This is a genomic window from Ruegeria sp. ABM4_193 (genome assembly GCF_056158705.1).
On sequence record NZ_JBSWTT010000001.1, the window covers coordinates 450,510 to 474,306 of the forward strand.

25 protein-coding genes are annotated in these 23,797 nt (G+C 58.1%); 13 read left to right on the top strand and 12 right to left on the bottom strand.

Features of this window, described 5'->3' with window-relative positions; genetic code table 11:
- Positions 1–39: 39 nt before the first annotated feature.
- The gene (locus ACXADZ_RS02220) at positions 40–2,532 is read left to right on the top strand and encodes a TIGR02302 family protein (RefSeq protein ID WP_475198471.1); all 2,493 of its coding nucleotides are present in this window, start codon (positions 40–42) and stop codon (positions 2,530–2,532) included.
- A 2-nt stretch (positions 2,533–2,534) separates the two neighbouring features.
- Here ACXADZ_RS02220 and ACXADZ_RS02225 read toward each other — a convergent pair whose 3' ends face one another.
- Complete coding sequence (locus ACXADZ_RS02225; protein WP_475192386.1) at positions 2,535–3,248, bottom strand: zinc-ribbon domain-containing protein; 714 nt, start codon at positions 3,246–3,248, stop codon at positions 2,535–2,537.
- A gap of 181 nt (positions 3,249–3,429) precedes the next feature.
- Here ACXADZ_RS02225 and ACXADZ_RS02230 point away from each other — a divergent pair, with 181 nt between their 5' ends.
- From ACXADZ_RS02230 to ACXADZ_RS02245, 4 genes are read left to right on the top strand one after another with little or no spacing between them, the layout of a single operon-like run.
- Positions 3,430–4,107, top strand: coding sequence for a cell division ATP-binding protein FtsE (locus tag ACXADZ_RS02230; protein ID WP_171093705.1), 678 nt, complete (start codon positions 3,430–3,432; stop codon positions 4,105–4,107).
- Positions 4,104–5,003 (top strand): cell division protein FtsX, encoded by a 900-nt coding sequence (locus ACXADZ_RS02235; protein WP_475192388.1) that lies wholly within the window; start codon positions 4,104–4,106, stop codon positions 5,001–5,003. The genes ACXADZ_RS02230 and ACXADZ_RS02235 overlap by 4 nt, the downstream gene beginning before the upstream one ends.
- A complete protein-coding gene (locus ACXADZ_RS02240; protein WP_475192390.1) occupies positions 5,003–5,743 on the top strand; it encodes a lysophospholipid acyltransferase family protein in 741 nt (246 codons plus the stop codon). Before ACXADZ_RS02235 ends, ACXADZ_RS02240 begins: the two co-directional genes overlap by 1 nt.
- Positions 5,730–6,335 (top strand): pyridoxamine 5'-phosphate oxidase family protein, encoded by a 606-nt coding sequence (locus tag ACXADZ_RS02245; protein WP_475192392.1) that lies wholly within the window; start codon positions 5,730–5,732, stop codon positions 6,333–6,335. Before ACXADZ_RS02240 ends, ACXADZ_RS02245 begins: the two co-directional genes overlap by 14 nt.
- Before the next feature lie 136 nt (positions 6,336–6,471).
- Here the strand turns inward: ACXADZ_RS02245 and lpdA are convergent, their stop codons facing one another.
- The 10 genes from lpdA to mdh form a co-directional block, all read right to left on the bottom strand.
- On the bottom strand, positions 6,472–7,860 hold the full coding sequence (gene lpdA / locus ACXADZ_RS02250; RefSeq protein WP_171093697.1) for a dihydrolipoyl dehydrogenase: 1,389 nt from the start codon (positions 7,858–7,860) through the stop codon (positions 6,472–6,474).
- A gap of 69 nt (positions 7,861–7,929) precedes the next feature.
- On the bottom strand, positions 7,930–8,340 hold the full coding sequence (locus ACXADZ_RS02255; protein WP_475192394.1) for an MAPEG family protein: 411 nt from the start codon (positions 8,338–8,340) through the stop codon (positions 7,930–7,932).
- Positions 8,341–8,425: 85 nt separating this feature from the next.
- On the bottom strand, positions 8,426–8,695 hold the full coding sequence (locus ACXADZ_RS02260; RefSeq protein ID WP_171093694.1) for a hypothetical protein: 270 nt from the start codon (positions 8,693–8,695) through the stop codon (positions 8,426–8,428).
- 2 nt (positions 8,696–8,697) lie between these two features.
- Positions 8,698–10,209: a 2-oxoglutarate dehydrogenase complex dihydrolipoyllysine-residue succinyltransferase gene (odhB, locus tag ACXADZ_RS02265; RefSeq protein WP_475192396.1), complete on the bottom strand. Its 1,512-nt coding sequence runs from the start codon at positions 10,207–10,209 to the stop codon at positions 8,698–8,700.
- A 3-nt stretch (positions 10,210–10,212) separates the two neighbouring features.
- Positions 10,213–13,170 carry a 2-oxoglutarate dehydrogenase E1 component gene (locus tag ACXADZ_RS02270; RefSeq protein WP_171093689.1) on the bottom strand — a complete coding sequence of 986 codons (2,958 nt, stop codon included), beginning with the start codon at positions 13,168–13,170 and terminating at the stop codon, positions 10,213–10,215.
- Positions 13,167–13,706, bottom strand: coding sequence for a DUF805 domain-containing protein (locus ACXADZ_RS02275; RefSeq protein ID WP_171093687.1), 540 nt, complete (start codon positions 13,704–13,706; stop codon positions 13,167–13,169). Before ACXADZ_RS02275 ends, ACXADZ_RS02270 begins: the two co-directional genes overlap by 4 nt.
- A 41-nt stretch (positions 13,707–13,747) precedes the next feature.
- On the bottom strand, positions 13,748–14,629 hold the full coding sequence (sucD, locus tag ACXADZ_RS02280; RefSeq protein ID WP_117870362.1) for a succinate--CoA ligase subunit alpha: 882 nt from the start codon (positions 14,627–14,629) through the stop codon (positions 13,748–13,750).
- 13 nt (positions 14,630–14,642) lie between these two features.
- Positions 14,643–15,470: a glycosyltransferase family 25 protein gene (locus ACXADZ_RS02285; RefSeq protein ID WP_475192398.1), complete on the bottom strand. Its 828-nt coding sequence runs from the start codon at positions 15,468–15,470 to the stop codon at positions 14,643–14,645.
- A gap of 97 nt (positions 15,471–15,567) precedes the next feature.
- Complete coding sequence (gene sucC / locus ACXADZ_RS02290) at positions 15,568–16,761, bottom strand: ADP-forming succinate--CoA ligase subunit beta (RefSeq protein WP_171183956.1); 1,194 nt, start codon at positions 16,759–16,761, stop codon at positions 15,568–15,570.
- Positions 16,762–17,068: 307 nt separating this feature from the next.
- Positions 17,069–18,031, bottom strand: coding sequence for a malate dehydrogenase (gene mdh, locus ACXADZ_RS02295; protein WP_475192400.1), 963 nt, complete (start codon positions 18,029–18,031; stop codon positions 17,069–17,071).
- Between the two features lie 161 nt (positions 18,032–18,192).
- On the opposite strand from mdh, the gene ACXADZ_RS02300 reads away from it, so the two are divergent.
- Positions 18,193–18,948, top strand: coding sequence for a sulfite exporter TauE/SafE family protein (locus tag ACXADZ_RS02300; protein WP_475192402.1), 756 nt, complete (start codon positions 18,193–18,195; stop codon positions 18,946–18,948).
- Here ACXADZ_RS02300 and ACXADZ_RS02305 read toward each other — a convergent pair whose 3' ends face one another.
- Entirely contained in the window at positions 18,949–19,254 is a 306-nt protein-coding gene (locus ACXADZ_RS02305; RefSeq protein ID WP_475192403.1) for a hypothetical protein, read from the bottom strand.
- 169 nt (positions 19,255–19,423) lie between these two features.
- On the opposite strand from ACXADZ_RS02305, the gene ACXADZ_RS02310 reads away from it, so the two are divergent.
- The 7 genes from ACXADZ_RS02310 to sdhD all read left to right on the top strand — a co-directional run bounded on the left by ACXADZ_RS02310 (position 19,424) and on the right by sdhD (position 23,793).
- Positions 19,424–20,281, top strand: coding sequence for an HpcH/HpaI aldolase/citrate lyase family protein (locus tag ACXADZ_RS02310; RefSeq protein ID WP_171093673.1), 858 nt, complete (start codon positions 19,424–19,426; stop codon positions 20,279–20,281).
- 6 nt (positions 20,282–20,287) lie between these two features.
- A complete protein-coding gene (locus tag ACXADZ_RS02315) occupies positions 20,288–20,842 on the top strand; it encodes an NnrU family protein (RefSeq protein WP_475192404.1) in 555 nt (184 codons plus the stop codon).
- A gap of 12 nt (positions 20,843–20,854) precedes the next feature.
- Positions 20,855–21,061, top strand: a complete 207-nt coding sequence (locus ACXADZ_RS02320) for a DUF1737 domain-containing protein (RefSeq protein WP_171093669.1) — start codon at positions 20,855–20,857, stop codon at positions 21,059–21,061.
- Positions 21,061–22,089, top strand: coding sequence for a MaoC family dehydratase (locus ACXADZ_RS02325; protein WP_475192406.1), 1,029 nt, complete (start codon positions 21,061–21,063; stop codon positions 22,087–22,089). The genes ACXADZ_RS02320 and ACXADZ_RS02325 overlap by 1 nt, the downstream gene beginning before the upstream one ends.
- Before the next feature lie 54 nt (positions 22,090–22,143).
- Entirely contained in the window at positions 22,144–22,806 is a 663-nt protein-coding gene (locus tag ACXADZ_RS02330) for a DUF1194 domain-containing protein (RefSeq protein ID WP_171093665.1), read from the top strand.
- 215 nt (positions 22,807–23,021) lie between these two features.
- Positions 23,022–23,408: a succinate dehydrogenase, cytochrome b556 subunit gene (gene sdhC / locus ACXADZ_RS02335; protein WP_171093663.1), complete on the top strand. Its 387-nt coding sequence runs from the start codon at positions 23,022–23,024 to the stop codon at positions 23,406–23,408.
- A 13-nt stretch (positions 23,409–23,421) separates the two neighbouring features.
- On the top strand, positions 23,422–23,793 hold the full coding sequence (sdhD, locus tag ACXADZ_RS02340; protein WP_050604070.1) for a succinate dehydrogenase, hydrophobic membrane anchor protein: 372 nt from the start codon (positions 23,422–23,424) through the stop codon (positions 23,791–23,793).
- The last annotated feature ends 4 nt before the right edge of the window (positions 23,794–23,797 follow it).

The window sequence follows — 23,797 nt, forward strand, 5'->3', positions numbered from 1 at the left end:
AACCTGCCCATTCCGCGCCTGTCCTTGTGGTTGACCCACATGGGCATGGTGGCTGAACAGGTATTGCGTGCGTTCTGGCCGCTGTTCTCGATCCTGATGGTCCTGCTTGCGGCGCTGATGCTGGGTCTGCAAGACCAATTTGCCGTTGAGGTCGTTTGGGGCGCGGGCGCGCTGTCGTTGATTTCGATCGTTGTGGCGGGTGTTTGGGGGTTGAGAAGAGTTAGCCTGCCGTCTCGTGCAGATGCGCTCATGCGGTTGGATGAGACGCTGCCCGGTCGCCCGATACAAGCCTTGATGGATGATCAAGCGATTGGGTCCACAGATCAGGACTCGGTCGCACTGTGGCAGGCCCACAAAGACCGGATGGCGCAGCGCGCTGCAGCTGCTGCACCCGCCAAACCTGACTTGCGGCTGGCGTCGCGTGATCCTTACGCGCTGCGCTATGCAGCGCTGTTGGCTTTTGTGGTGGCGGTTCTGTTTGGCTCTTTGTGGCGCGTAGGTTCGGTGGCCGATATGGCGCCCGGAACCGCAAATGCGGGGCAAGGCCCGACATGGGAAGGTTGGGTTGAACCCCCAAGATACACCGGCCTGCCAACGCTGTATCTTGCGGATCAAGCCGATACAGAGCTGTCAGTCCCGAAAGGCAGCCGCATTACCTTGCGGATGTATGGTGAGGTCGGCGCACATAGCCTGACCGAGAACAGTTCGACCTTGGGGACTGAGGCTGCAATCGATCCCGAACAGGAGTTCGTGGCTGAACGTTCAGGCCAAATGCGCATTGATGGCCCTGCAGGCCGCGAATGGGCCGTGCAGGTCATCGACGATGCAACACCAAAGATCGCCGTTGCCGGATCTGCCAAAGCCGAGGCGGGCGGGCAAATGAAGCTGCCCTATGTCGCCAGCGACGATTATGGCGTAGTCTCGGGATCAGCCCGGATCGAATTGGATCTGGCGGCGGTGGATCGCCGTCATGGCCTGACGATCAAGCCTGAGCCGCGAGAGGTGATTGAGATCGAATTGCCAATGCCGATCACCGGTGACCGTGCGGATTTCAGCGAAGATCTGATCGAAGATTTTTCACAGCACCCCTGGGCCCATCTGCCAGTGAAGATCACGTTGATGGCCGTGGATGCGGCAGATCAGCAGTCTGCGTCCGAGCCTTTTATGACTGCCTTGCCAGCCCGTCAATTCTTTGACCCGCTGGCGGCAGCGGTGATCGAACAGCGGCGTGATCTGCTCTGGTCGCGTTCCAACGCACCGCGCGTGGCACAGCTTTTGCGGGCTGTCTCTCATCTGCCAGAGGATCTGTTCCGGTCGGACACTGCTTACCTGCGCTTGCGGGTGGCCTTACGGCGGCTGGAAGCCTTCCAGACCTACGGAGCGCTGAACCCGGAGCAGCAGGAAGAGATCGCGCAAGCCCTGTGGGAGCTTGCCGTGTTGATCGAGGATGGCACCTTGGCGGACGCATTGGAACGTATGCGGCGCGCACAAGAGCGTTTGACCGAAGCGATGCAAAACGGGGCCAGCGACGAAGAAATCGCCGAGCTTATGCAAGAGTTGCGCGAAGCGACGCAGGATTACCTGCAGCAGCTACAACGTCTTGCTCAGCAGAATGGTCAGGAAGGCGAAAACCAGCCCGGACAGAGCGGTGAATCCCTACAGATGACGCAGGATGACCTGCAGCGCATGATGGACCGCATTCAGGAGCTGATGGAGCAAGGTCGGATGGCCGAGGCCCAGCAGGCGCTGGAAGAGTTCCAGCAGATGATGGAAAACATGCGCGTGACCCAGGGTCAGGGGCAAGGCCAACAATCCGAAGGGCAGCAGGCGATGGAAGGTCTGGCTGAAACCCTGCGCGAACAGCAAGGTCTGAGCGATCAGGCGTTCCGCGACTTGCAAGAACAGTTCAACCCCGGTGCGCAATCCGGTGAAAGTCAGGGCAATGAAGGCCGCAATGGCGGGCTTGGCCGGGGGCAAAGCCACGAAGGCCAGGGTGGTCAGGGCCAAGGCTCGGATCAGGCCGGAGAGGGCGAGCAGGGGCAGGGATCACTGGCGGACCGTCAGCAGGCCCTGCGCAATGAACTGAACCGCCAGCAGCAAAATCTGCCCGGCGCCGGTACACCTGAAGGCGACGCGGCCCGGGATGCGCTTGGCCGCGCCGGTCGCGCCATGGACGAGGCGGAACAGGCCCTGCGCGGGGATGATCTGGCCGAAGCCATCGATCGTCAGTCCGAAGCCATGGAAGCGCTGCGCGAGGGGATGCGTTCACTAGGAGAGGCCATGGCCCAGAACCAGCAAAACCAGCCGGGTCAGGGTACACAGGAAGGCGAGGCGCAAGCCAACAATCGCGATCCTCTGGGCCGCAACCCGGGGGCCGGTGGTTCGATCTCAACTGACGAAAACCTGCTGCAGGGCGAAGACGTTTATCGCCGGGCGCGCGAGTTACTGGATGAAATCCGCCGCCGGACCGGAGAAACGGACCGCCCCGAGATTGAGCTGGAATACCTCAAACGTCTGTTGGAGCGGTTTTAACTTTAGTTCTGAGCGCCAGCCTGAGCTTCAAGCCAGATGCGGGCCTGATCCACCAAGGACACATATGAGCTGAGCAGTGGGTCAGCCTGTGGCACGGCTTCGCCGATCTGCTGCGCGTTGCCGTAGATCAGGTACAGAACCACGCCGATGATCAGCATCAGCGCAAATCCGCGAAGGAACCCGCCTGATTTGCGCGGGGCGGGTCCTGCGTCTTCTGTCTCATCCGTGCGCATACTGGAATTGATCGCCTCGACATCCGGAAGCGCATCTTTTTGACCAGCGTCAACAGCGGTCTCCGAGGCGGCTGGTCGCTTGGGCTTGACCTTGGGCTCTGGCGGTTGATCCAATCCCAGATCGGGCTGGCTTTCCAGGTTGCTGCCTTCCTGCGCACGCAACTCCGCCTCGCGCTCGGCTTCTTCTTTAAGAATATTGGCAACTGACGGATCGACGTTGCCCGTAGATGCCGAAGTGTCCGCAACGTCAGAGGTGACCGCTTCTGTGGTCTCAGGCTCTTCTGTCGGCTGATCCGCCGCTTCAACCTGTTCCTGTTCCGGCGCTTCGGCGTCTTCGACTGGCGCGGTTACAGATCCTTCAGGGTGCTTGGGCTGAAACCAGGTCTGATCGCAGTTGGAACACTGCACGTCACGACCTTCCTCGGGGATAACCTCGTCAGGAACTTCGTACTGCGCACCGCAATTCGGACATGTAAGACGCATGCTGCCTCCCCGGCCGGGCGATGGGCCGATAATAGTTTTTTCAGGGATGATATTCCGTTAAGACCCGTCAGCAAAGGGCGTTTTCGGTTTCATGGGCCAAGTGTCACCAATTGGACTCGGTAGAGCCATTGAATCCGCCACCCTGCTCGGGCAAGAAGAGCGGCAAATAATGGGGGCACGTGTGATCGAGCTGGAAAATGTCAGCTACACCTACGGTGGCGGCGAATTGCTGAGCGACGTCTCGGTTCAATTGCAGCCGGGATCGTTTCACTTTCTGACCGGCCCGTCCGGCGCGGGCAAAACAACGCTGCTCAAACTGTGTTATGGGGCCCTGCTGCCAACCTCGGGGCGTCTGAGCGTATTTGATCAGGACATTTCCTCACTTGACCGGGATCAACTGGCTGTGCTGCGTCGTCGTGTCGGTGTCGTACATCAGGATTGTCAGTTCCTGGACCATATGACGCTTGCGGAAAACGTCGCTTTGCCACTGATGGTGTCCGGGCGCTCTGAAACGTCAGAACAGGACAATCTGAACGAATTGCTCAGTTGGGTGGGGCTTGGCGCGCGGCTTGAAGCACACCCGCCTGAATTGTCCGGAGGCGAACGTCAACGCGCTGCCTTGGCCCGTGCTGTTATCCTGTCGCCCGATGTCGTCTTGGCGGACGAGCCCACGGGCAATGTGGATTGGGAAATGTCCCAACGTCTGCTGCGCCTGCTGATCGAGTTGAACAGGATGGGCAAGACAGTATTGATCGCAACCCATGACATGAGCCTGATCCGAGCCGCCAAAAGTCAGGTTCAGGCACGCGTGCTGCGGATTTCTCAGCGCAAGCTGCATCTGGCGGGGGCCGACCTATGACCAGAGCTGAGGTAAATACCCTGCTGCGTGGCGATTCGCGGGCGAACCGTGTCGTTCCGCCAACCGGATACACTGCTCATCTGACTTTGTTTGTTGCCGGGGCGATGGCATTTCTGGTGGTGTTTGCACTGGCGTTGGCGCTTGCGTCTGGCCGGATTGCCGACCGTTGGGCCTCGGAACTGGCGGGGGCCGCAACCCTGAGGATCAATGCCCCCGCAGAGCAGCTTGCTGCGCAGACTGAAGCAGCCTTGTCGGTGCTCAGCCAGACACCTGGCGTCGCGTCTGCTCGCGCCTTAAGTGCCGAGGAACAGGCCGCGCTTTTGTCGCCGTGGTTCGGAATGGACCTGCCTTTGGACAGTTTGCCCATCCCGCAGCTCATCGAAATCACCGAAGGTGAACCGGGAATGGATGTGACGGGTCTGCGTTTGCGTCTGGGAGCCGAAGTGCCGGGCGCGGTGCTGGATGATCATACGCGTTGGCGTGAACCTCTTGTCGAGGCGGCTATGTCGCTACGGCGTTTGGGGTGGATCTCGATCCTGCTGATCGGAGGAGCAACCGCTGCCATGATCACGCTTGCGGCAAATGCGTCTCTGGCGGCCAATGCGCAGATCATCGAGGTGTTGCGTCTGGTTGGCGCGCGCGACAGATTTATCGCCGGGGCTTTTGTCCGGCGCTTTACCTATCGCGCCTTTTTCGGTGCCTTTATTGGGACCTTGCTGGGTATGACGGGCGTTTTGTTGCTGCCCGAAGCCTCGGATGCCGGCGGCTTTCTGAGCGGGGTGGGCTTTCAGGGCACCGATTGGGTGCTGCCCATTCTCATCCCCATTCTTGGCGCGGCTGTCGCCTTTTTCGCCACCTGGGCTGCGGCCCGACGCAAGTTGAAGGAACTTTCCTGATGTTCAAAGCCGTTCAGTGGGTGCGCTCTTTGGTCTTCATGATCGTGATCTACGCCTGGATGCTGATCCTTGGCATTGTATTTCTGCCTTACGCCCTGTTCTCGAAACGCGGGGCTCTGAGGGCGTGTAAAACGTACGCAAATAGCACCATGTGGCTGGCTCGTTGGATGGTGGGTATTCGGTGTGAGGTTCGGGGCACCGCGCCAACCAATGAAGTGGTCGTGGGTGCCAAGCATCAGTCGTTCCTTGATATCATCATGATCTTCAGCGCTATTCCCCATGGGAAGTTCATCATGAAGCGTGAACTCCTGTTTACACCGGTCATCGGAATGTATGCCCGTCGGCTTGGCTGTATTCCGGTCAATCGCGGCAAGCGCGGCGCAGCGGTTGCGAAGATGGTTAAGGACGTGGCGAAAGAGTTTTCAGAACCTGGGCAACTGGTGATCTACCCTCAAGGCACGCGCGTCGCACCAGGGGTTAAGAAACCGTACAAGATCGGTACAGCCGTTCTCTATGAAGGTCTCGGAGTACCCTGTGTGCCAGTGGCTACAAATGCCGGAGTGTTTTGGCCCCGGACCGGGGTCATGCGCAAACCCGGCCTCGCGATCGTGGATTTTCTTGAGCCAATTGAACCCGGGGTTGAGCGGGACGATTTTCTTGGTCGATTGGAAGATGTGATTGAAACACGCTCGAATGAACTGATGCGCGAAGTGGGGTTTGATCCTGATGGACACCATTGACGACATTGCAACGCTGGAAACCCACTATGGGAAACCCGGCGCACCATCTTTGCGTAAGGTCGTTCGTCATCTGACACCATTGTATCGCAAATGGATTATGGCATCGCGCCTTTGTGTGCTCACTACCGTCGGTCCGGAAGGCGTGGACGGCAGCCCGCGTGGCGATGATGGCCCGGTTGTGCTGGAATTGGACCCGCGAACACTGGCCATGCCAGATTGGCGTGGCAACAACCGTTTGGATTCCCTGCGGAACATCGTGCGCGACCCACGTGTTTCATTGATGTTTTTCGTACCCGGATCGAACACAGTCATTCGATTGAACGGAACCGCTAAACTCACGGCTGACGAAGAGCTACGCGCCCGGTTTGAAAAACATGGCAAGCGCCCGGCGACCGTTATTCTGATTGAGATCAGCGAAATTTACAGCCAATGCGCGCGCGCTTTGATGCGGGCTCGAACCTGGACCAGCGAGGATGAAAGCGCGCAGCTTCCAACCGTGGGAGAGCTGCTTGCCGAGGCATCCAGCGGCGACGAAGGTGGCGCACATTATGATGCGGAATGGCATGGGCGCGCCCGGAAAACCATGTGGTAACAGCGGTTCTGCCCTGCCACACCTGCCCTGGATAACTATGAAACAGACAAAGTCGGGATCCCCCGCTTCATCTGGCTCAAAATACCTCGGAGCGCGAGGCAGAGCCTCGCAATACTCCGGTTTCACAAGTATCGGATCAGGAGTGGATTGGCCCGTCACCGCAGGCCAGCGCGGCTTCGCGCACAGCCTCTGAATAGGTTGGGTGCGCGTGACAGGTCAGGGCCAGATCTTCTGCCGAAGCGCCGAACTCCATCGCAACGCAGACCTCATGAATCAGATCACCCGCAGCCGGGCCAATGATGTGAGCCCCAAGAATGCGATCTGTTTCCTTGTCGGCGAGGATTTTCACGAACCCGTCCGAGGCAAAGTTGGCCTTGGCGCGTCCATTGCCCATGAACATGAACTTGCCGACTTTATAGGCGCGCCCTTGTTCCTTCAGCGTTGCTTCGGTCTCACCCACATTTGCAACTTCGGGCCAGGTGTAGATTACGCCTGGAATAACGCCATAGTTCACATGACCATGTTTGCCTGCAACCTGCTCGGCTGCGGCCATGCCCTCGTCTTCAGCTTTGTGCGCCAGCATCGGGCCTTCGGTGACGTCGCCGATGGCATAGATGCCCGGCACGTTGGTTTGCCAGTCGGAACCCACCTTGATCTGGCCGCGTTGGGTCATCTCAACACCCAAGGCGTCCAGTCCCAAACCGTCGGAATACGGCTTGCGCCCAGTGGCGACCAGAACGGTATCGGCGTCGATCACGTGCTCGCTGTCATCCTTGAGCAGTTTGTAGGTGACCTTGGCCTTGGTCTTGGTCGCTTCGGTCTTTTGCACCGCGGCACCCATCACAAAGTTCAGGCCCTGCTTTTTCAATATGCGCTGGAACGTCTTTTGCACTTCGGGGTCCATACCCGGCGTGATTTCCTTGAGGAATTCAATCACCGTCACCTCAGCCCCCAGTCGGCTGTAGACCGAGCCCAGCTCAAGCCCGATCACACCCGCGCCGATGACGACCATTTTTTTCGGGATCTTGCCTAGCGACAGTGCGCCGGTTGAGGTCACAACGACTTTCTCGTCTACTTCGACACCAGGCAGCGAAGAGGGTTCGGACCCAGACGCAATGATGATGTTCTTAGTTTCGTGAACCTCATCGCCAACCTTGACCTGACCAGCGGCAGGGATCGATCCCCAGCCTTTCAACCAGTCGATCTTGTTCTTCTTGAACAGGAATTCGATGCCCTTGGTGTTGCCCTCGATCACCTCGTCCTTGTAGGCCTGCATCTGCTTCCAGTCGACCGAAGGTGCTTTGCCCTTAAGACCCATCTTGGCAAAGTTATGCTCGGCCTCGTGCAGCTGGTGCGAGGCGTGCAGCAACGCCTTAGACGGGATACAGCCCACGTTCAGACAGGTGCCGCCCAGCGTATCGCGCCCTTCGACCACGGCGGTTTTCAGACCAAGCTGAGCGCAGCGGATGGCGCAGACATAGCCGCCGGGACCGGCGCCGATTACGATAACGTCATAGTTTGCCATGGAAGATCTCCTTGAGAATTCGGGCTGTTGCAGGGCAGGAACCTCTGAACAGGATATGGGTTGGCGGTCTCATAGCAAAACCACCAAAAGCATGAGGGTTGTGGCCAGAAACCCGAAGAACCAAATGACGCTGCGCCATGGTTTCCAACCGAAATAGTATGCGGGAACATACATCACGCGCGCGGCCAGATAGGTCCAGGCGCAGGTGGCCGTCAGTGCGTTTTCCTTGCCTGAAACGGTGACGACGACACAAGCTATGGCAAACAGGATCAAGCCTTCGAAATGGTTGTTGAGGGCACGGTAGAGCCGCGCTGTCCCATCCGAGAGCTGATCTTCCAAGGACCCGCCCAATCTGGCCCTGTCACGAGCGGACATGGTTTTGCCCGGACCCAATTCCAGATTTGCAGGGACTGCCATAAGAACAAACTGCAGAACCTGTAGAAGGGCGGCCATGGTCAGTGCTGTCAGTTCTGCATTCATTGCAAGACGCCGTGTTGAGTACGTATGAGTTCTGTGGCGGAGCGTATGCAAAAGGTGTGTCACCCCTGATGCTCCGCCATCATGTTCAGACGGGTGTCAGAACTTTTGTGTGAATATGGGCCACGCCCCCACGTTCATGGTGCATGGCGAGCTCTTCTGACTCGATAAAGTTCTGCGCGCGCTCCAAATCGGTGATTTCGAACAATGCCACGGCATGATCTTTCTGCTCAGGGTCGCGCCAGATATGGAGGTCGCGGATACCCGCGGCCTCACGCATCTTTCGATCTTCCTTGAAGACTTTCAGCCAGACGTCGAAATCGGCCACATCGGCCTGCCAAAGTACATGTGTCGCCATGATTACAGATCCATCAGCAGGCGGCGTGGGTCTTCCAGCGCCTCTTTCACGCGGACAAGGAAGGTCACCGCGCCTTTACCATCGACGATCCGGTGGTCATAGGACAGCGCCAGATACATCATCGGGCGGATCTTGATCTCACCGTTGATGACCATCGGACGATCCTGAATCTTGTGCATCCCCAGAATACCCGACTGCGGGGGGTTCAGGATCGGCGACGACATCAGCGAGCCATAGACACCACCGTTCGAAATGGTGAACGTGCCGCCCTGCATTTCAGCCATGGACAGTTTACCGTCGCGGGCGCGCTTGCCCTTTTCGGCAATGGCTTTTTCGATCGCGGCAAAGGACATGCTGTCCGCATCACGGATGACCGGAACCACCAGACCTTGCGGTGTGCCAGCGGCGACGCCCATGTGGACGAAGTTCTTGTAGACGATGTCATTGCCGTCAATCTCGGCATTCACCTCGGGCACTTCTTTCAACGCATGGCAACAGGCCTTGGTGAAGAACGACATGAAACCAAGACGCACGCCATGTTTCTTCTCGAACTGGTCCTTGTACTGGTTCCGAAGGGCCATCACCTCGGTCATGTCCACCTCGTTATAGGTGGTCAGGATCGCGGCCGTGTTTTGCGCATCCTTAAGACGCTTGGCGATGGTCTGACGCAGACGGGTCATGCGAACGCGTTCTTCGCGGGCCTCGTCTTCAGCCGCAACCGGTGCTCGTGGAGCCTGAGCGGCCGGGGCCGGTGCCGTCGGTGCTGGCGCCGGAGCCGCGGCTGTAGCGACTGCTTTTGCCACGTCTTCCTTCATGATGCGACCATCGCGACCGGTACCAGTGACCTGATCTGCTGACAATCCGGCTTCGGCCATCGCTTTTTCAGCAGAGGGTGCATTCGCCACGTCCTTGCCGGTGCTTGCGGCTGCCGGGGCCGCTGCTGCCGCCTGAGCAGGTGCAGGTGCCGCGCCCGCGGCAGCGCCAGAGATTACGGCCAGTTTGGCGGTTGCATCCACAGTTGCACCCTCCGGCGCAACGATTTCAGCAAGAACACCCGCAGCCGGAGCCGGAACCTCGACCGAGACTTTATCGGTTTCTAATTCACACAACATTTCGTCCTGCGCGACGCTGTCGCCAACCTGTTTGAACCAGGTTGAAACGGTGGCTTCCGTGACGGATTCTCCAAGTGTAGGAACCATCACATCAACAGACCCACCCGCAGCAGCTGGCGCGGCAGCAGGGGCCGCTGCTGCAGCCGGGGCAGCAGCCGCGCCTTCGCCAGCCGTGATGGTGGCAAGCAGAGCATCAACGCCAACGGTGTCGCCTTCGGCGGCTACAATCTCTGCCATCACACCCGCAGAGGGAGAAGGCACTTCCACTGTGACCTTGTCAGTTTCCAACTCACACAGCATCTCATCCACGGCGACCGCATCGCCGGGCTTCTTGAACCATGTGGCAACAGTGGCTTCGGTGACCAACTCGCCAAGCGTGGGAACACGAACTTCAATCGTCATCGCTTACTTTCCTTTAATGCTCAGCGCTTCGTTCACCAGCGCTTCTTGTTGGGCTTTGTGTTGGCTGGCCAAACCCGTCGCGGGCGAGGCCGATGTTGCGCGACCGGCATAGACCGGACGTTTGTGTTTTGCGCCGATCCGGGTCAGAACCCATTCGATATTAGGTTCAATGAACGACCAGGCACCCTGGTTCTTGGGTTCTTCCTGACACCAGACCATCTCGGCTCCTTTGAAGCGCTCAAGCTCGTTGATCAGCGAATGCGCAGGGAAGGGGTAATACTGTTCGATCCGCATCAGGTAGATGTCGTCGATGCCACGCGCATCACGTTCCTCCAGCAGATCGAAATAGACCTTGCCCGAGCACATGACGACCCGCTTGATCTTGTCATCCGCTACCAGCTTGGTGTCCGAATTCCCTTTTTGCGCGTCATCCCACAGCACCCGGTGGAAGCTGGAACCGGTTGTGAAATCCTCGGCGGTGCTGACGGCCAGTTTGTGGCGCAGCAACGACTTGGGTGTCACAAGGATCAGCGGCTTGCGGAAGGTGCGGTGCAACTGACGGCGCAGGATGTGGAAATAGTTTGCGGGCGTCGTACAGTTCGCCACGATCCAGTTGTCCTGACCGCACATTTGCAGGAACCGTTCCAGACGCGCGGATGAGTGTTCGGGGCCTTGGCCTTCGAACCCGTGCGGCAGCAGCGTGACCAGACCGGACATCCGCAGCCATTTCGATTCACCTGAACTGATGAACTGGTCAAACATGATCTGCGCGCCGTTGGCGAAGTCACCAAACTGCGCTTCCCACAGGGTCAGGGCATTGGGTTCAGCAAGCGAATAACCGTATTCAAACCCAAGCACCGCATATTCGGACAGCATCGAGTCAATCACTTCGTAATGCGACTGACCTGCGCGAATGTTGTTCAGCGGGTAATACCGTTCTTCGGTTTCCTGATGGATGAATCCCGAATGGCGTTGGCTGAACGTGCCGCGCGTGGCGTCCTGGCCTGACAGACGCACCGGGTAGCCTTCGGTCAACAGCGATCCGAAGGCCAGTGCCTCACCGGTGGCCCAATCAAAGCCCGTGCCGGATTCAAACATCTGCTTCTTGTGGTCCAGCAGACGACCGACGGTTTTGTGCAGGGCAAACCCGGCCGGGGCGCGGGTCAGCGCGCCGCCGACCTCGGCCAGAGTCTCAGGCGTGATCGCTGTCTCACCGCGCATGTACTCGTCTTTGTTCTTGTCCAGATGCGACCAGCGTCCATCCAGCCAGTCGGCCTTGTTGGGCTTGTAGTCTTTTCCGGCTTCGAACTCGTCGTTCAGGTGTGCCTGGAAGGCGGCCTTCATGTCCTCGATCTCACCCTCGGGGATCAGGCCGTCTTTGACCAAACGCTCGGTGTACAGAGACAGCGTGGTTTTGTGCGTTTTGATCTTTTTGTACATGATTGGGTTGGTGAACATGGGCTCATCGCCCTCGTTGTGACCAAACCGGCGGTAGCAGAAGATATCCAGAACCACATCTTTGTGGAACTTCTGACGGAACTCAGTTGCCACCTTGGCGGCATGTACCACGGCTTCGGGGTCATCCCCGTTCACGTGGAAAATCGGCGCTTCAACCATCAACGCGATATCCGTCGGATAGGGGCTCGAGCGCGAGAAGTGCGGCGCAGTGGTAAAGCCGATCTGGTTGTTTACCACGATATGCATAGTGCCGCCGGTCTTATGACCGCGCAGACCAGACAGACCAAACCCTTCGGCCACGACACCCTGACCGGCAAAGGCCGCGTCGCCATGCAGCAGGATGGCCATGACCTTGGTGCGATCCGTGTCACCAAGCTGATCCTGTTTGGCGCGAACCTTGCCCAGAACCACCGGGTTCACCGCCTCAAGGTGCGAGGGGTTGGCGGTCAGTGACAGGTGCACAGAATTGCCGTCAAACTCACGGTCGCTGGATGCGCCGAGGTGGTATTTCACGTCGCCTGAACCATCCACATCCTCGGGCTTGAAGCTGCCACCCTGGAATTCGTTGAAGATGGCGCGGTACGGTTTGCCCATCACGTTGGCCAGAATGTTCAGACGCCCCCGGTGCGGCATCCCGATGACGATGTCGCTGAGGCCAAGCGCACCACCGCGCTTGATGATCTGCTCCATTGCAGGGATCAGCGCTTCACCGCCGTCCAGACCAAAGCGTTTGGTGCCCATGTATTTGACGTGCAGGAATTTCTCAAAACCCTCGGCCTCAACCATCTTGTTCAGGATCGCCTTGCGGCCTTCCTTGGTGAACGCGATTTCCTTGCCGTAACCTTCGATCCGCTCTTTCAGCCAAGCGGCTTCTTCGGGGTTCGAGATATGCATGTATTGCAGCGCAAAGGTGCCGCAATAGGTCCGCTTCACAATCTCGACGATCTGCCGCATCGAGGCCACCTGAAGCCCCAGAACGTTGTCGATAAAGATCGGCCGGTCCATGTCGGCGTCGGTAAAGCCGTAGGTCTTTGGATCCAGCTCTGGGTGATTGGATGCCGCGCGCATCCCCAGCGGGTCCAGATCTGCGGCCAGATGGCCCCGGATCCGATAGGCCCGGATCAGCATCAGGGCGCGCAGGCTGTCCAGCACGGCGCGTTTGATCTGGTCATCGCTAACCTCAACGCCCTTTGCTTCGGCCTTGTCCTTGATCTTCTTGCCCGCCGCTTTGGCGTCAATCTCGGCCCACTCCCCTGTCAATGCGCCTGTCAGATCATCGGCAGGCATGGGCGGCCAGTCGGTCCGCGCCCAAGAAGGACCTTCGGCCTCGCGCTGCACATCCGGCGCGGCGTCACCCATAGCCTTGAAGAACTCAACCCAGGCCGCGTCTACGGCACCGGGGTTCTTGGTGTATTGGGCGTAAAGCTGCTCCAGATATTCGGCATTGTGCCCCTGCATGAAGCTTGAGGCGTGAAAGGCAGAGTTGGGCGAGTGTTCGGTCATTGGGCTACCTCATATGGGTTGGGACCGTATTGGTTGGTGCCTGGTTGGCTGGGGCGGGTCAGCCACCACAGAACCAGGAGGGGCGACACAAAAAGAACGATAAGTGTCGGAATGACGATCAGCAATGTTGCGCGAGTAAACAATATGTCGAGCGTTCCGCCATGGAACTGGCTGGCAATACCAATGCCAAAGATCAGAACCGCAAAGGCGCCAAGGATCAGAAGGATCGGCAGCAAGGCGTAAAGCCCGCTGCGCCCAGTGTCATGCATCCGCCGCCATGCGACGGCCAGATGGGGGAAAAAGACGATCAGGCCGACAATGCTTTGGACCGGTTGGCTGGACGTGGCGGTGACGGATTTCACCTCATCGCTTTCGGTGACCGAGACCTGCGTGAAGAACTGCCAGTCGATGATCCCGGCGATGAAGCCCCAGATCACGACGAACAGGAAAAAGAACCAGTATTCGGGCCGCGATGCACGGCCCGAAAAAGTGAAGAATTTGGAGAAACACGTTCTGACAGCCTCACTAAAGGTCATATGTTCCGTTCCTCCCCGATTAGACAGCCGAAGCTGCTATATCAGCCAATCGCTTCCAGCACAGCTTCACCCAGCTGCGCCGGGCTTTCGGCTACGACAATACCGGCCGAGCGCATGGCTTCGATCTTGTCCTCGGCACCGCCCTTGCCACCGGCGACAATCGCGCCCGCGTGGCCCATGCGGCGGCCCGGAGGGGCTGTGCGGCCTGCGATGAAACCGGCGGTCGGCTTTTTGCGGCCCTTCTTGGCCTCATCCGCCAGGAACTGTGCCGCTTCTTCCTCGGCAGAGCCACCGATCTCACCGATCATGATGATCGACTCGGTCTCGTCGTCCGCCAGGAACCATTCCAGCACATCAATATGCTCGGTTCCTTTGATCGGGTCGCCGCCGATGCCCACGCAGGTGGACTGACCCAGTCCCACATCGGTGGTCTGCTTGACGGCCTCATAGGTCAGGGTGCCGGAACGCGACACAACGCCGACCGAGCCACGCTTGTGGATGTGACCGGGCATGATGCCGATCTTGCAGGCGTCAGGTGTGATGACACCGGGGCAGTTCGGGCCGATCAGGCGCGAGCTTGAGCCTTCCAGCGCGCGCTTCACCTTCATCATGTCCAGAACCGGGATGCCTTCGGTAATGCAGACGATCACCTCCATCTCGGCATCAATCGCTTCGAGGATCGAGTCAGCCGCGAAGGGCGGCGGCACGTAGATTACCGAGGCGTTGGCTTCGGTCACATGCTTGGCCTCGTGGACCGAGTTGAACACGGGCAGGCCCAGATGCTCCATCCCGCCTTTGCCGGGGGTTACGCCGCCGACCATCTTGGTGCCATAGGCAATGGCCTGTTCGCTGTGGAATGTGCCCTGCGAGCCGGTAAAGCCCTGACAGATCACTTTAGTGTTTTCGTCGATGAGGACTGCCATTTTGTCCCTTTCTCTAGGCGGTGTTGGATTGATTGGGTTCAGTCGCCGGCAGAACCTGCGGCGCATAAGGTATTTTTTCGAGCGTGGCACGACCCAAGGCCAGATTGGCCGTGGTGCGCAGCCCGCTGCTGATTTCAACAATGCCGCGCCGGATCTTTTGCCGGACCAATGGCCAGCCTTTGGGCCGACTGCGCGGTGCCCCCATATTGTATTCGCCGGGCGCTTCGTTGCCCTGTTCGACCATGGCCGGGATCACCTGATAGATGTTGATCTGACGGGCCGCTGGTGAGGCTGACGGGTTGAACAACAGCCCGTCCAACGTGATATCATAGGGTTTCTGTGCCAGAAAATGTTGTGCCGCTTGCCGTGTCAGCGCGTATGCGGCGCCTCCGGGATGGCGAGACCGCATCAGGCGCAGCTCCCGCCCCAGATGGATCAACCGCTTGCGCCCAAGCGCGACATAAAGCTTGGTGCTGCGCCAGCGTTCAAACCGCACGATATCGGCATCTGCGGGCCACCAGGACGGGTCATTCAGCCAATCGGCCAGTTCCGGTGACAGAAACACGTCATCCTCAAGGATCAACGCCTGTTCCGCGTCCGAGGCGATCAATGCTTCCCACGCTTTGGCATGGCTGAGGGTGCAGGCCATATCCTTGGTATGAAAATAACCCCACGGCCCCTCGGCCTTGCATTCGCGCAGGAAATCCTCACGGGTGGCGGCGTCGCAATCAACAGCATTAACGCGCGTAGCCGACAGGCCTGCCTTTTGCAGTTCCTGCTCCATCAAACGCGCCCGCCCTGTGGCGCGTTCTAGACCTATGAGGAAGATGGGGATGGTCATCAGATCGATTGCTTCTTTCGATTCCTCTCAACAAGAAACACTTGCTGAGTTGTTCGCGCTGTGGGGCGGGCTTTAAGCCAACCCCACCGCAAGCAGCTTAACCCTTAACAGCCTTCACGATCTTCTCGGCACCGTCTTTCAGGTTGTCTGCCGCGATCACGTCCAGGCCAGAGGTGTTGATGATCTCTTTGCCTTTCTCGACATTCGTGCCTTCCAGACGCACGACCAGCGGAACCTGCAGGCCGACCTCTTTCACCGCGGCGACAACGCCCTCGGCGATGACGTCACAGCGCATGATGCCGCCGAAGATGTTAACCAGAATGCCTTTGACCTGCGGGTCCGAGGTGATGATCTTGAACGCCTCGGTCACTTTCTCTTTGGTGGCACCGCCACCCACGTCGAGGAAGTTGGCAGGCTCAGCCCCGTACAGCTTGATGATGTCCATGGTGGCCATCGCCAGACCCGCGCCGTTGACCATGCAACCGATCTCACCATCCAGCGCGATATAGTTAAGGTCGTACTTGGAAGCTTCCAGTTCCTTGGGGTCTTCCTCGGTCGTGTCGCGCAGTTCTGCAATATCCGGGTGGCGGTAAACGGCGTTGCCGTCAAACCCGACCTTGGCATCCAGCACTTTCAGGTCGCCGCTGTCCGAGACGATCAGCGGGTTGATCTCCAGCATCTCCATGTCTTTCTCGACGAAGGCATTATACAGCTGGTTCATCAGTTTGACGCATTGCTTGACCTGAGCGCCTTGCAGGCCTAGCGAGAACGCGATGCGGCGACCGTGATAGGGCTGATACCCAGTCGCAGGGTCAACCGAGAAGGACAGGATTTTCTCGGGCGTCGCAGCGGCCACTTCTTCGATGTCCATGCCGCCTTCGGTCGAGCAGACAAACGAAATGCGGCTGGTCTGGCGGTCTACCAGAAGGGCCAGGTACAGTTCACGTTCGATGCCCGAACCAGCTTCGATATAGATGCGGTTGACCTGCTTGCCTGCGGGGCCGGTCTGATGCGTGACCAGCGTGCGGCCCAGCATCTTCTTGGCTTCCTCGGCGGCTTCTTCGACCGATTTGGTCAGACGCACGCCGCCTTTTTCACCGGCGTCGGCTTCTTTGAAGGAACCCTTGCCGCGTCCGCCTGCGTGGATTTGCGCTTTGACTACCCAAAGCGGGCCGTCCAGTTCACCGGCTGCGGTTTTGGCTTCCTCGGCGCGCAGCACGGCGCGACCATCGGAGACCGGAGCGCCATAGCTGCGAAGAAGAGCTTTGGCCTGATATTCGTGAATGTTCATCGAAATTGTCCCGTCTGACTGCGTTTAACCGTTATAGGGGTGTCTAGCGGTCAAGTTTAAAGGGTTTTTTGATGTCCAATGGGTTTTTAGCGAAGATTTTCGCTATTTGTGATCACGGGTTTTTAGCGTGTGATCACAAAAATAGCCAGCGGATGAATTGATTCGAAAAATCTGAACGAGGACCGAAAATCACATTCAAAAAAGGGATTTGCGACGTTTGCGCCAACATTCGCGACCCTGATTAATCTGGGCAAAAGAAAACCGGCCCAGAAATGGGCCGGTCTTGAGTTCCAATCTGAACGCAGTTTTACGCCAGCGAGCTGTCGATGCCTTTGCACGCGTCGATCAGGCCTTTCACGGCGTTGACCGAGTTGTCGAAACCGGCCTGCTCGTCTTCGTTCAGCTTGATGTCGACGATACGTTCAACACCGCCTGCACCGATCACAGTTGGGACGCCAACGTACAGACCATCAACACCCAGCTCACCACTGCAATAGGCAGCGCAAGGCAGAACGCGTTTCTGGTCTTTCAGATAAGCTTCGGCCATTTCGATTGCCGAAGTGGCAGGCGCGTAATAAGCGGAACCTGTTTTCAGCAGGCCAACGATTTCCGCGCCACCGTCACGGGTGCGCTGAACGATGGCGTCCAGCTTTTCCTGCGTGGTCCAGCCCATTTCGACCAGATCGGGCAGCGGGATGCCGGCAACTGTCGAATAGCGTACCGAAGGCACCATGGTGTCGCCGTGACCACCCAGCACAAATGCGGTGACGTCACGCATCGAGACGTTGAATTCTTCCGACAGGAAGTGTGCGAAGCGCGCCGAGTCCAGAACACCAGCCATGCCGCAAACCTTGTTGTGCGGCAAACCCGAGAATTCGCGCAGAGCCCACACCATCGCGTCCAGCGGGTTGGTGATACAGATCACGAAGGCATCGGGTGCGTGCGCGGCGATGCCTTCACCCACCGACTTCATGACTTTCAGGTTGATGCCCAGCAGGTCATCGCGGCTCATGCCTGGCTTGCGAGCCACGCCAGCGGTCACGATGCATACATCCGCACCAGCAATATCGGCATAGTCGCTTGTGCCCGTCATCGAGGCGTCAAAGCCTTCGGATGGGCCGGACTCGGCAATGTCGAGCGCCTTGCCCTGCGGCAGTCCGTCAGCGATGTCAAACAGGACTACGTCACCCAGTTCTTTGACAGCTGCAAGATGCGCAAGCGTGCCGCCGATGTTCCCCGCGCCGATCAGCGCAATCTTGGGTCTGGCCATTTGGAATATCTCCGGTCGGTTTTGAAATCGCGGTCGTGCTAGTCGCTAAAACGGCAATAGGCAAGGGTTCTGCGACGTGGCATACAACCGCATACCGTTTGCGGATCCATGTGTGATTGCGCTAAAGGGCCTTTGAGACAAGCCAAAACCGGGATCGGTGCATGTTCGAATTGAACCTGATGTTTTTTGCTGTGGCGATCCCTGCGGTGATATTTGCAGGTATCTCAAAGGGCGGTTTCGGCTCGGGCGTGGCCTTTGCGTCTTCGTCGATTCTGGCGCTGATACTGGAGCCAGGGCAGGCTTTGGCGCTGATGCTGCCGATTCTGATGGTCATCGATGTGGCCACTTTGGGGCCCTATTGGAAGAGGTGGAGTTGGGCAGATTCGTGGCTGCTGATTTTAGGGGGTGTACCGGGTGTTGCGCTGGGTGCATGGCTCTACCGGGCAACGGACGACGATCTGCTGCGGTTACTGATCGGCGGCATCTCGGTTGGTTTCGTCATCTGGCACGTCGCGCAGACCAAAGGGTGGGTGCGCGGTTTTGCCAACCGTCTACCCCCTTCGGCCGGTTTGTTTGCGGGGCTGGTAGCCGGTTTTACCAGCTTTGTCAGCCACGCCGGGGGTCCGCCGGCTGCTGTATACCTGTTGTCACAAAAACTGTCGAAAACCGAGTTTCAGGCCAGCACTGTGCTGGTTTTTTGGGTCATCAACATCACAAAGTTTGTGCCTTACGCCTTTTTGGGTTTGTTCACATGGCATACGGCACTGGCGGATTTGCTGCTGACACCTTTTGCTATTCTTGGGGCATGGATTGGCGTTCGGGCGCATTTCATCATGTCCGAACGCCTGTTCTTTGGAATTGCCTACGTGTTGTTGACCTTAACGGGCAGCAAACTGATCTGGGACGCGCTTACGTAATCAGGCATTCGGTGGCAAGGCGTCCGCGACTTCCTCATAAGCCTGGCCGGAGGCCACCAGGCACGTGATCCCGTTCGGCAGAGTCACCGTGATCGTCCAACTGCCGCTTTCGCTCGAAGCGAACAGCTCCATAACCGCGCCTTGCCGGGCCAGCCCAAGGCCCCGGCGCGTTTCGCCATAAGTTTCATGAAGCCGTGTCAACACGTCCTCTCGCGGCGCGCAGTTCTGGCCCGCAGCCTGTACCTGTTGTGCCGCCAGAACCATGATCCCCAGACCCATTGTCAACTTGAACAGTGTCTTGTCCATCCCGTACCCCTTCGATTCCATCTGTTGCTCAGGGTGGGGCCGAGGTGGCGAAATTCGGTTAAGGCAAAGCACGTTGCGTCGCTTTTGCTGCGCTGCGGCAAATTTCTTCTTGAACTTTCCGGCAAAAAATGCCCCATTCCGCGCAACTTTATTTCAATGGGAGTGGTCCATGGATCCTCGTCAGCGCCCCTATCGTTCGGTTCTTTACATCCCAGGTTCCAGAGACCGGGCTCTGGACAAGGCACGGACCCTTCCTGTGGATGCGATCATCTTTGATCTGGAGGATGCCGTCGCAGCAGATGAGAAGGACAACGCGCGCGAGACGCTCAAGGCAGCCTTGGCCACTGGTGGTTACGGGGCGCGGGTCAAGATCGTGCGGATCAACGGATTGGACACCAAATGGGGTCGTGCCGACGCCGAGGCTGTGCGTGACATGGATGCTGACGTTGTTCTGTTGCCCAAGGTAAACTCGGCGGCCGACGTGGATGCACTTGCAGCGATCACCGGAGATCTGCCGATTTGGGCCATGATGGAAACACCGCGCGGGATGCTCAACGCGGCAGAGATTGCCGCTCATCCTCTGATGGCTGGCTTTGTTATGGGCACCAATGATCTGGCGAAAGAGCTGCAAACCCGTTTCCGCCCGGACCGTCTGCCGCTTATGACGTCATTGGGTCTGTGCCTGCTGGCTGCCAAGGCCGAAGGTCTGATCATCGTTGATGGCGTGTACAACGCGTTCAAAGACGGCGACGGTCTGGCCGCTGAATGTGCGCAAGGCCGCGATATGGGCTTCGACGGCAAGACACTGATTCATCCGGCTCAGGTGGAAATCACAAATGCCGCCTACGCGCCGTCTGACGACGAGATCGATTTGGCCCGCCGTCAGATCACGGCTTTTGAAGAAGTCGAAGCACAGGGCCAGGGTGTTGCTGTTGTGGATGGGAAGATTGTTGAAAATCTGCACGTTGCAACGGCCCGCGAAATTCTGGCAAAAGCAGAGGCGATTTCAGCTTTGCAAGCGGGGTAAGCCAGCATGGGCTTTGTTCTTCTAATTCTTGGTGTGGCGCTGTGGTGGGCGGCGCACCTGTTCAAACGCGTTGCGCCTGAACGCCGCGCCGCAATGGGCGACAGCGGCATGGGCGCAGTTGCCTTGGCCCTGGTCGCGTCGATTCTGTTGATGATCTTCGGCTATCGTATGACCGATTTCATCTTTGTCTGGGCACCGCCGACCTTTCTGATCCACGTCAACAACCTGTTGGTGCTGATCGCGATCTACATGATGAGCCCTGCTGGCACAAAAGGCCGTTTGCTGAACAAGCTGCGCCATCCGATGCTGGGCGGCTTCAAGCTGTGGGCCTTTGCGCATTTGCTGGTGAACGGCGATCTGGCTTCGATCATCCTGTTTGGCGGGCTTTTGGCATGGGCCGTGGTCGAGGTGATCGTGATCAACAAGTCCGAACCCGAATGGAGCCCGGCTGAGCCCGGAACTTACGGTAAGGACGCGATGTTCTTTGTGGCCTCGATCGTACTGTTGGGGATCATCGGCTATATCCATGGGCTGGTCGGCCCGTCTCCGTTCGGCTCATAAGGACCTCAGGCAATGGCAAAACTCTATCGTTTGTTGACCGAAGAAGACACGTCTGCCTTCTGTCACAAAGTGTCTGACGCGCTGGCCAAAGGGTGGGAACTGTATGGCGACCCGTCCTATGCCTTCGACACAGCAAACAACGTGATGCGCTGTGCGCAGGCTGTGACCAAAGAGGTCGAGGCCGACTATTCCCCTGAAATGAAACTGGGACAGCAGTGATGGCAAAAACAAATCCGGGACGTTTTTTCGAGGACTACGCCGTCGGGCAGGTGCTGCAACATGCCGTACCGCGCACAGTGACCGAAGGAGAGCGTGGTTTGTATCACGCGCTATATCCCGCGCGTCATGCGCTGTATTCCTCGGATGAATTTGCTCGGGATTGTGGTTTGCCGGAAAGCCCGATCGATGATCTGGCGGCCTTCCATTTGGTGTTTGGCAAAACGGTGCCCGATGTTTCGCTGAATGCAGTTGCCAATCTTGGTTATGCCGAAGGCCGTTGGCTAAAGCCCGTCTATGCAGGCGACACGTTGCGTTCGGTGTCCGAGGTGATCGGGGTCAAGCAGAACTCGAACAGGAAAACCGGTGTTGTCTGGGTACGTACCCGCGGGCTGAACCAATTGGACGAGGTGGTCATCGAATATGTTCGTTGGGTTATGGTGCGCAAAGCGAATGTCGATGCACCTGCGCCTGAGACAGTTGTTCCCGAGTTGAAGAAGGTTCTTGATCCTCAGGACCTTATCGTGCCCGAGGGCCTTGATTTTTCGAACTACGATTTTGCATTGGCTGGTGAGCCGCATCGCTGGGGCGATTATGAAATAGGTGAGACCATCGACCACGTGGACGGTGTGACCGTGGAAGAGGCCGAGCATATGTTGGCCACGCGCCTGTGGCAGAATACCGCCAAAGTGCATTTCGACCTGACGTTTCGACCTGAGGGCCGCCTGATCTATGGGGGTCATGTCATTTCGATGGCGCGCACCCTGTCGTTCAATGGCTTGGCAAATGCACAGATGATCGTTGGCCTGAACGGTGGCGCGCATGCCAACCCTTGTTTTGCAGGTGATACCATCAAAGCGTGGTCCGAGGTTCTGGACAAGGCCGAGACTGGCGTACCCGGCGTGGGGGCGATCCGGTTACGTCTGGTCGCCACCAAAGGAGGCGCACCATTCGCGTTAAAAAATGACGAGGGTCGGTACGTGTCGGACGTACTTCTGGACCTCGATTATTGGGCGCTGATGCCGCAATAGGCGAACTGACAGTTATGTGAATGCAATGCGTGCAAGCCGTGCTAGGTTTGCACCATGCATACCCTTCGCGCGATAGTGGCCAGTCTGTTTCTGGCACCCGCAGCCCAAGCCTGTGATCTGGCTTTGGCCTTGGCCGTAGATGTGTCTGGTTCGGTCGACGGCAGCGAGTACCGCATCCAGATGGACGGTCTGGCCGCTGGACTGCGCGACCCGATCGTATCCGAGGCATTGGTCCGCGGTCAGGCACAGTTGATGCTGGTGCAATGGACCGGGTCGTCGCGTCAGCGGATCACGATCCCCTGGACCCGTATCGACAGTTTCGCAGCTTTGGATCGCTTTGCGGAACAGGTTTCTGAGGATCCGCGCATCTGGCGGAACTTTTCAACCGCGATTGGGGAAGCGCTTCAGACAACGCTCGACTCCTTCGAGCCTGTGTCCCACTGCACCCGACATCTGATCGATTTATCCGGCGACGGGGTATCCAATGAAGGCGTCGAGCCGACGCAAGTTCACGCCGCCCTGCGGGACAGAGGCGTTGTTGTCAACGCCCTGGCCATTGAGGAGAGTGAGCCGGACCTGACAGCATATTTCTTTGAGAATGTCATTGTGGGTGAAGGTGCATTTGTAGTTTCAGCGGCCGGATTTGCCGATTACCCGGAACGAATTCGCAGAAAACTGTTGCGCGAAGTGACGCAGCAAACCGCAGGGCTTAAGTGACGCGTCAAAAGATTCGTGATCACATCCTTTTGCCTTTGAAATCGCTAACATTGATGAAGGGGAATGTCATATGTGATCACGACATTATTTTGTGTGATCACATATTGGGAATATCCGCCGGTTTGAGCCGAATTTGCTGTATTTTGCAGCCGCAGCACGTGACAGTGTCGCAAAAAACAGTAAAACGTTCGGTAGCCAACCGAAAAGGAGCCGCCATGGCCGATGTAAATCGGGGCAATCGCCCACTTTCGCCGCATCTGTCGATCTATCGTCCACAGCTGACGTCGGTCACATCTATCCTGACCCGTATCACAGGAAACGCCTTACTAGTCGCGGGCCTGCTGATCGTTTGGTGGTTCCTGGCCGCTGCCACATCGCCCGAAGCGTTTGCCATAGCGAACGGGGTAATCACCTCGATGATCGGGGATCTGGTGATGGCTCTTTCCGTTTGGGGCCTGTGGTATCACACGCTGGCCGGTGTGCGGCACCTGATCTGGGACAACGCGCTTGGCTTGGACCTTCCAACAGCGACCAAACTGGGTTGGGCCGTTGTCATCGGATCGGTGGTGTTGACCCTTCTGACCCTTGTCATCGTCGCGTGATTGGAGGACTGAGATGCGTTATCTGACCGACCGCAAACGCGCCGCTGGCCTTGGCTCGGCGAAATCCGGCACCGCCCATTTCTGGGCCATGAAAGTCAGCTCGGTGGCGTTGCTGATCCTCGTGCCTTTGTTTGTCTTCACGTTTGGCCCGGTTCTGGGTCAGCCGTTTGATGTGGTTCTGGACTACTATTCACGGCCCTTCCCTGCGATTGTTGCAGCGCTGACGCTGGCGGTTGGCTTCAAACACTTCGCAGATGGCGCGCAGGTGATGTTGGAAGACTATGTTCACGGCACGCTTGAAAAGGTCCTGATCATTCTGGTGACCTGCCTGTCATACGGCGCAGCAGCGGCTGGCATCTTCGCCATCGCACGCATTGCCCTTTAATTCC

Bases quoted from the DNA above. Each gene is read 5' to 3' on its own strand.
- lpdA (WP_171093697.1), bottom strand. From the start codon at position 7,860: ATGGCAAACTATGACGTTATCGTAATCGGCGCCGGTCCCGGCGGCTAT.
- sdhD (WP_050604070.1), top strand. From the start codon at position 23,422: ATGCGTTATCTGACCGACCGCAAACGCGCCGCTGGCCTTGGCTCGGCG.
- ACXADZ_RS02270 (WP_171093689.1), bottom strand. From the start codon at position 13,170: ATGACCGAACACTCGCCCAACTCTGCCTTTCACGCCTCAAGCTTCATG.
- ACXADZ_RS02260 (WP_171093694.1), bottom strand. From the start codon at position 8,695: ATGGCGACACATGTACTTTGGCAGGCCGATGTGGCCGATTTCGACGTC.
- mdh (WP_475192400.1), bottom strand. From the start codon at position 18,031: ATGGCCAGACCCAAGATTGCGCTGATCGGCGCGGGGAACATCGGCGGC.
- ACXADZ_RS02320 (WP_171093669.1), top strand. From the start codon at position 20,855: ATGGCAAAACTCTATCGTTTGTTGACCGAAGAAGACACGTCTGCCTTC.
- ACXADZ_RS02220 (WP_475198471.1), top strand. From the start codon at position 40: ATGGGCATGGTGGCTGAACAGGTATTGCGTGCGTTCTGGCCGCTGTTC.
- ACXADZ_RS02235 (WP_475192388.1), top strand. From the start codon at position 4,104: ATGACCAGAGCTGAGGTAAATACCCTGCTGCGTGGCGATTCGCGGGCG.
- ACXADZ_RS02255 (WP_475192394.1), bottom strand. From the start codon at position 8,340: ATGAATGCAGAACTGACAGCACTGACCATGGCCGCCCTTCTACAGGTT.
- sucD (WP_117870362.1), bottom strand. From the start codon at position 14,629: ATGGCAGTCCTCATCGACGAAAACACTAAAGTGATCTGTCAGGGCTTT.
- ACXADZ_RS02330 (WP_171093665.1), top strand. From the start codon at position 22,144: ATGCATACCCTTCGCGCGATAGTGGCCAGTCTGTTTCTGGCACCCGCA.
- ACXADZ_RS02225 (WP_475192386.1), bottom strand. From the start codon at position 3,248: ATGCGTCTTACATGTCCGAATTGCGGTGCGCAGTACGAAGTTCCTGAC.
- sucC (WP_171183956.1), bottom strand. From the start codon at position 16,761: ATGAACATTCACGAATATCAGGCCAAAGCTCTTCTTCGCAGCTATGGC.
- ACXADZ_RS02315 (WP_475192404.1), top strand. From the start codon at position 20,288: ATGGGCTTTGTTCTTCTAATTCTTGGTGTGGCGCTGTGGTGGGCGGCG.
- ACXADZ_RS02305 (WP_475192403.1), bottom strand. From the start codon at position 19,254: ATGGACAAGACACTGTTCAAGTTGACAATGGGTCTGGGGATCATGGTT.
- ACXADZ_RS02310 (WP_171093673.1), top strand. From the start codon at position 19,424: ATGGATCCTCGTCAGCGCCCCTATCGTTCGGTTCTTTACATCCCAGGT.
- ACXADZ_RS02300 (WP_475192402.1), top strand. From the start codon at position 18,193: ATGTTCGAATTGAACCTGATGTTTTTTGCTGTGGCGATCCCTGCGGTG.
- ACXADZ_RS02285 (WP_475192398.1), bottom strand. From the start codon at position 15,470: ATGACCATCCCCATCTTCCTCATAGGTCTAGAACGCGCCACAGGGCGG.
- sdhC (WP_171093663.1), top strand. From the start codon at position 23,022: ATGGCCGATGTAAATCGGGGCAATCGCCCACTTTCGCCGCATCTGTCG.
- ACXADZ_RS02245 (WP_475192392.1), top strand. From the start codon at position 5,730: ATGGACACCATTGACGACATTGCAACGCTGGAAACCCACTATGGGAAA.
- ACXADZ_RS02325 (WP_475192406.1), top strand. From the start codon at position 21,061: ATGGCAAAAACAAATCCGGGACGTTTTTTCGAGGACTACGCCGTCGGG.
- odhB (WP_475192396.1), bottom strand. From the start codon at position 10,209: ATGACGATTGAAGTTCGTGTTCCCACGCTTGGCGAGTTGGTCACCGAA.
- ACXADZ_RS02240 (WP_475192390.1), top strand. From the start codon at position 5,003: ATGTTCAAAGCCGTTCAGTGGGTGCGCTCTTTGGTCTTCATGATCGTG.
- ACXADZ_RS02275 (WP_171093687.1), bottom strand. From the start codon at position 13,706: ATGACCTTTAGTGAGGCTGTCAGAACGTGTTTCTCCAAATTCTTCACT.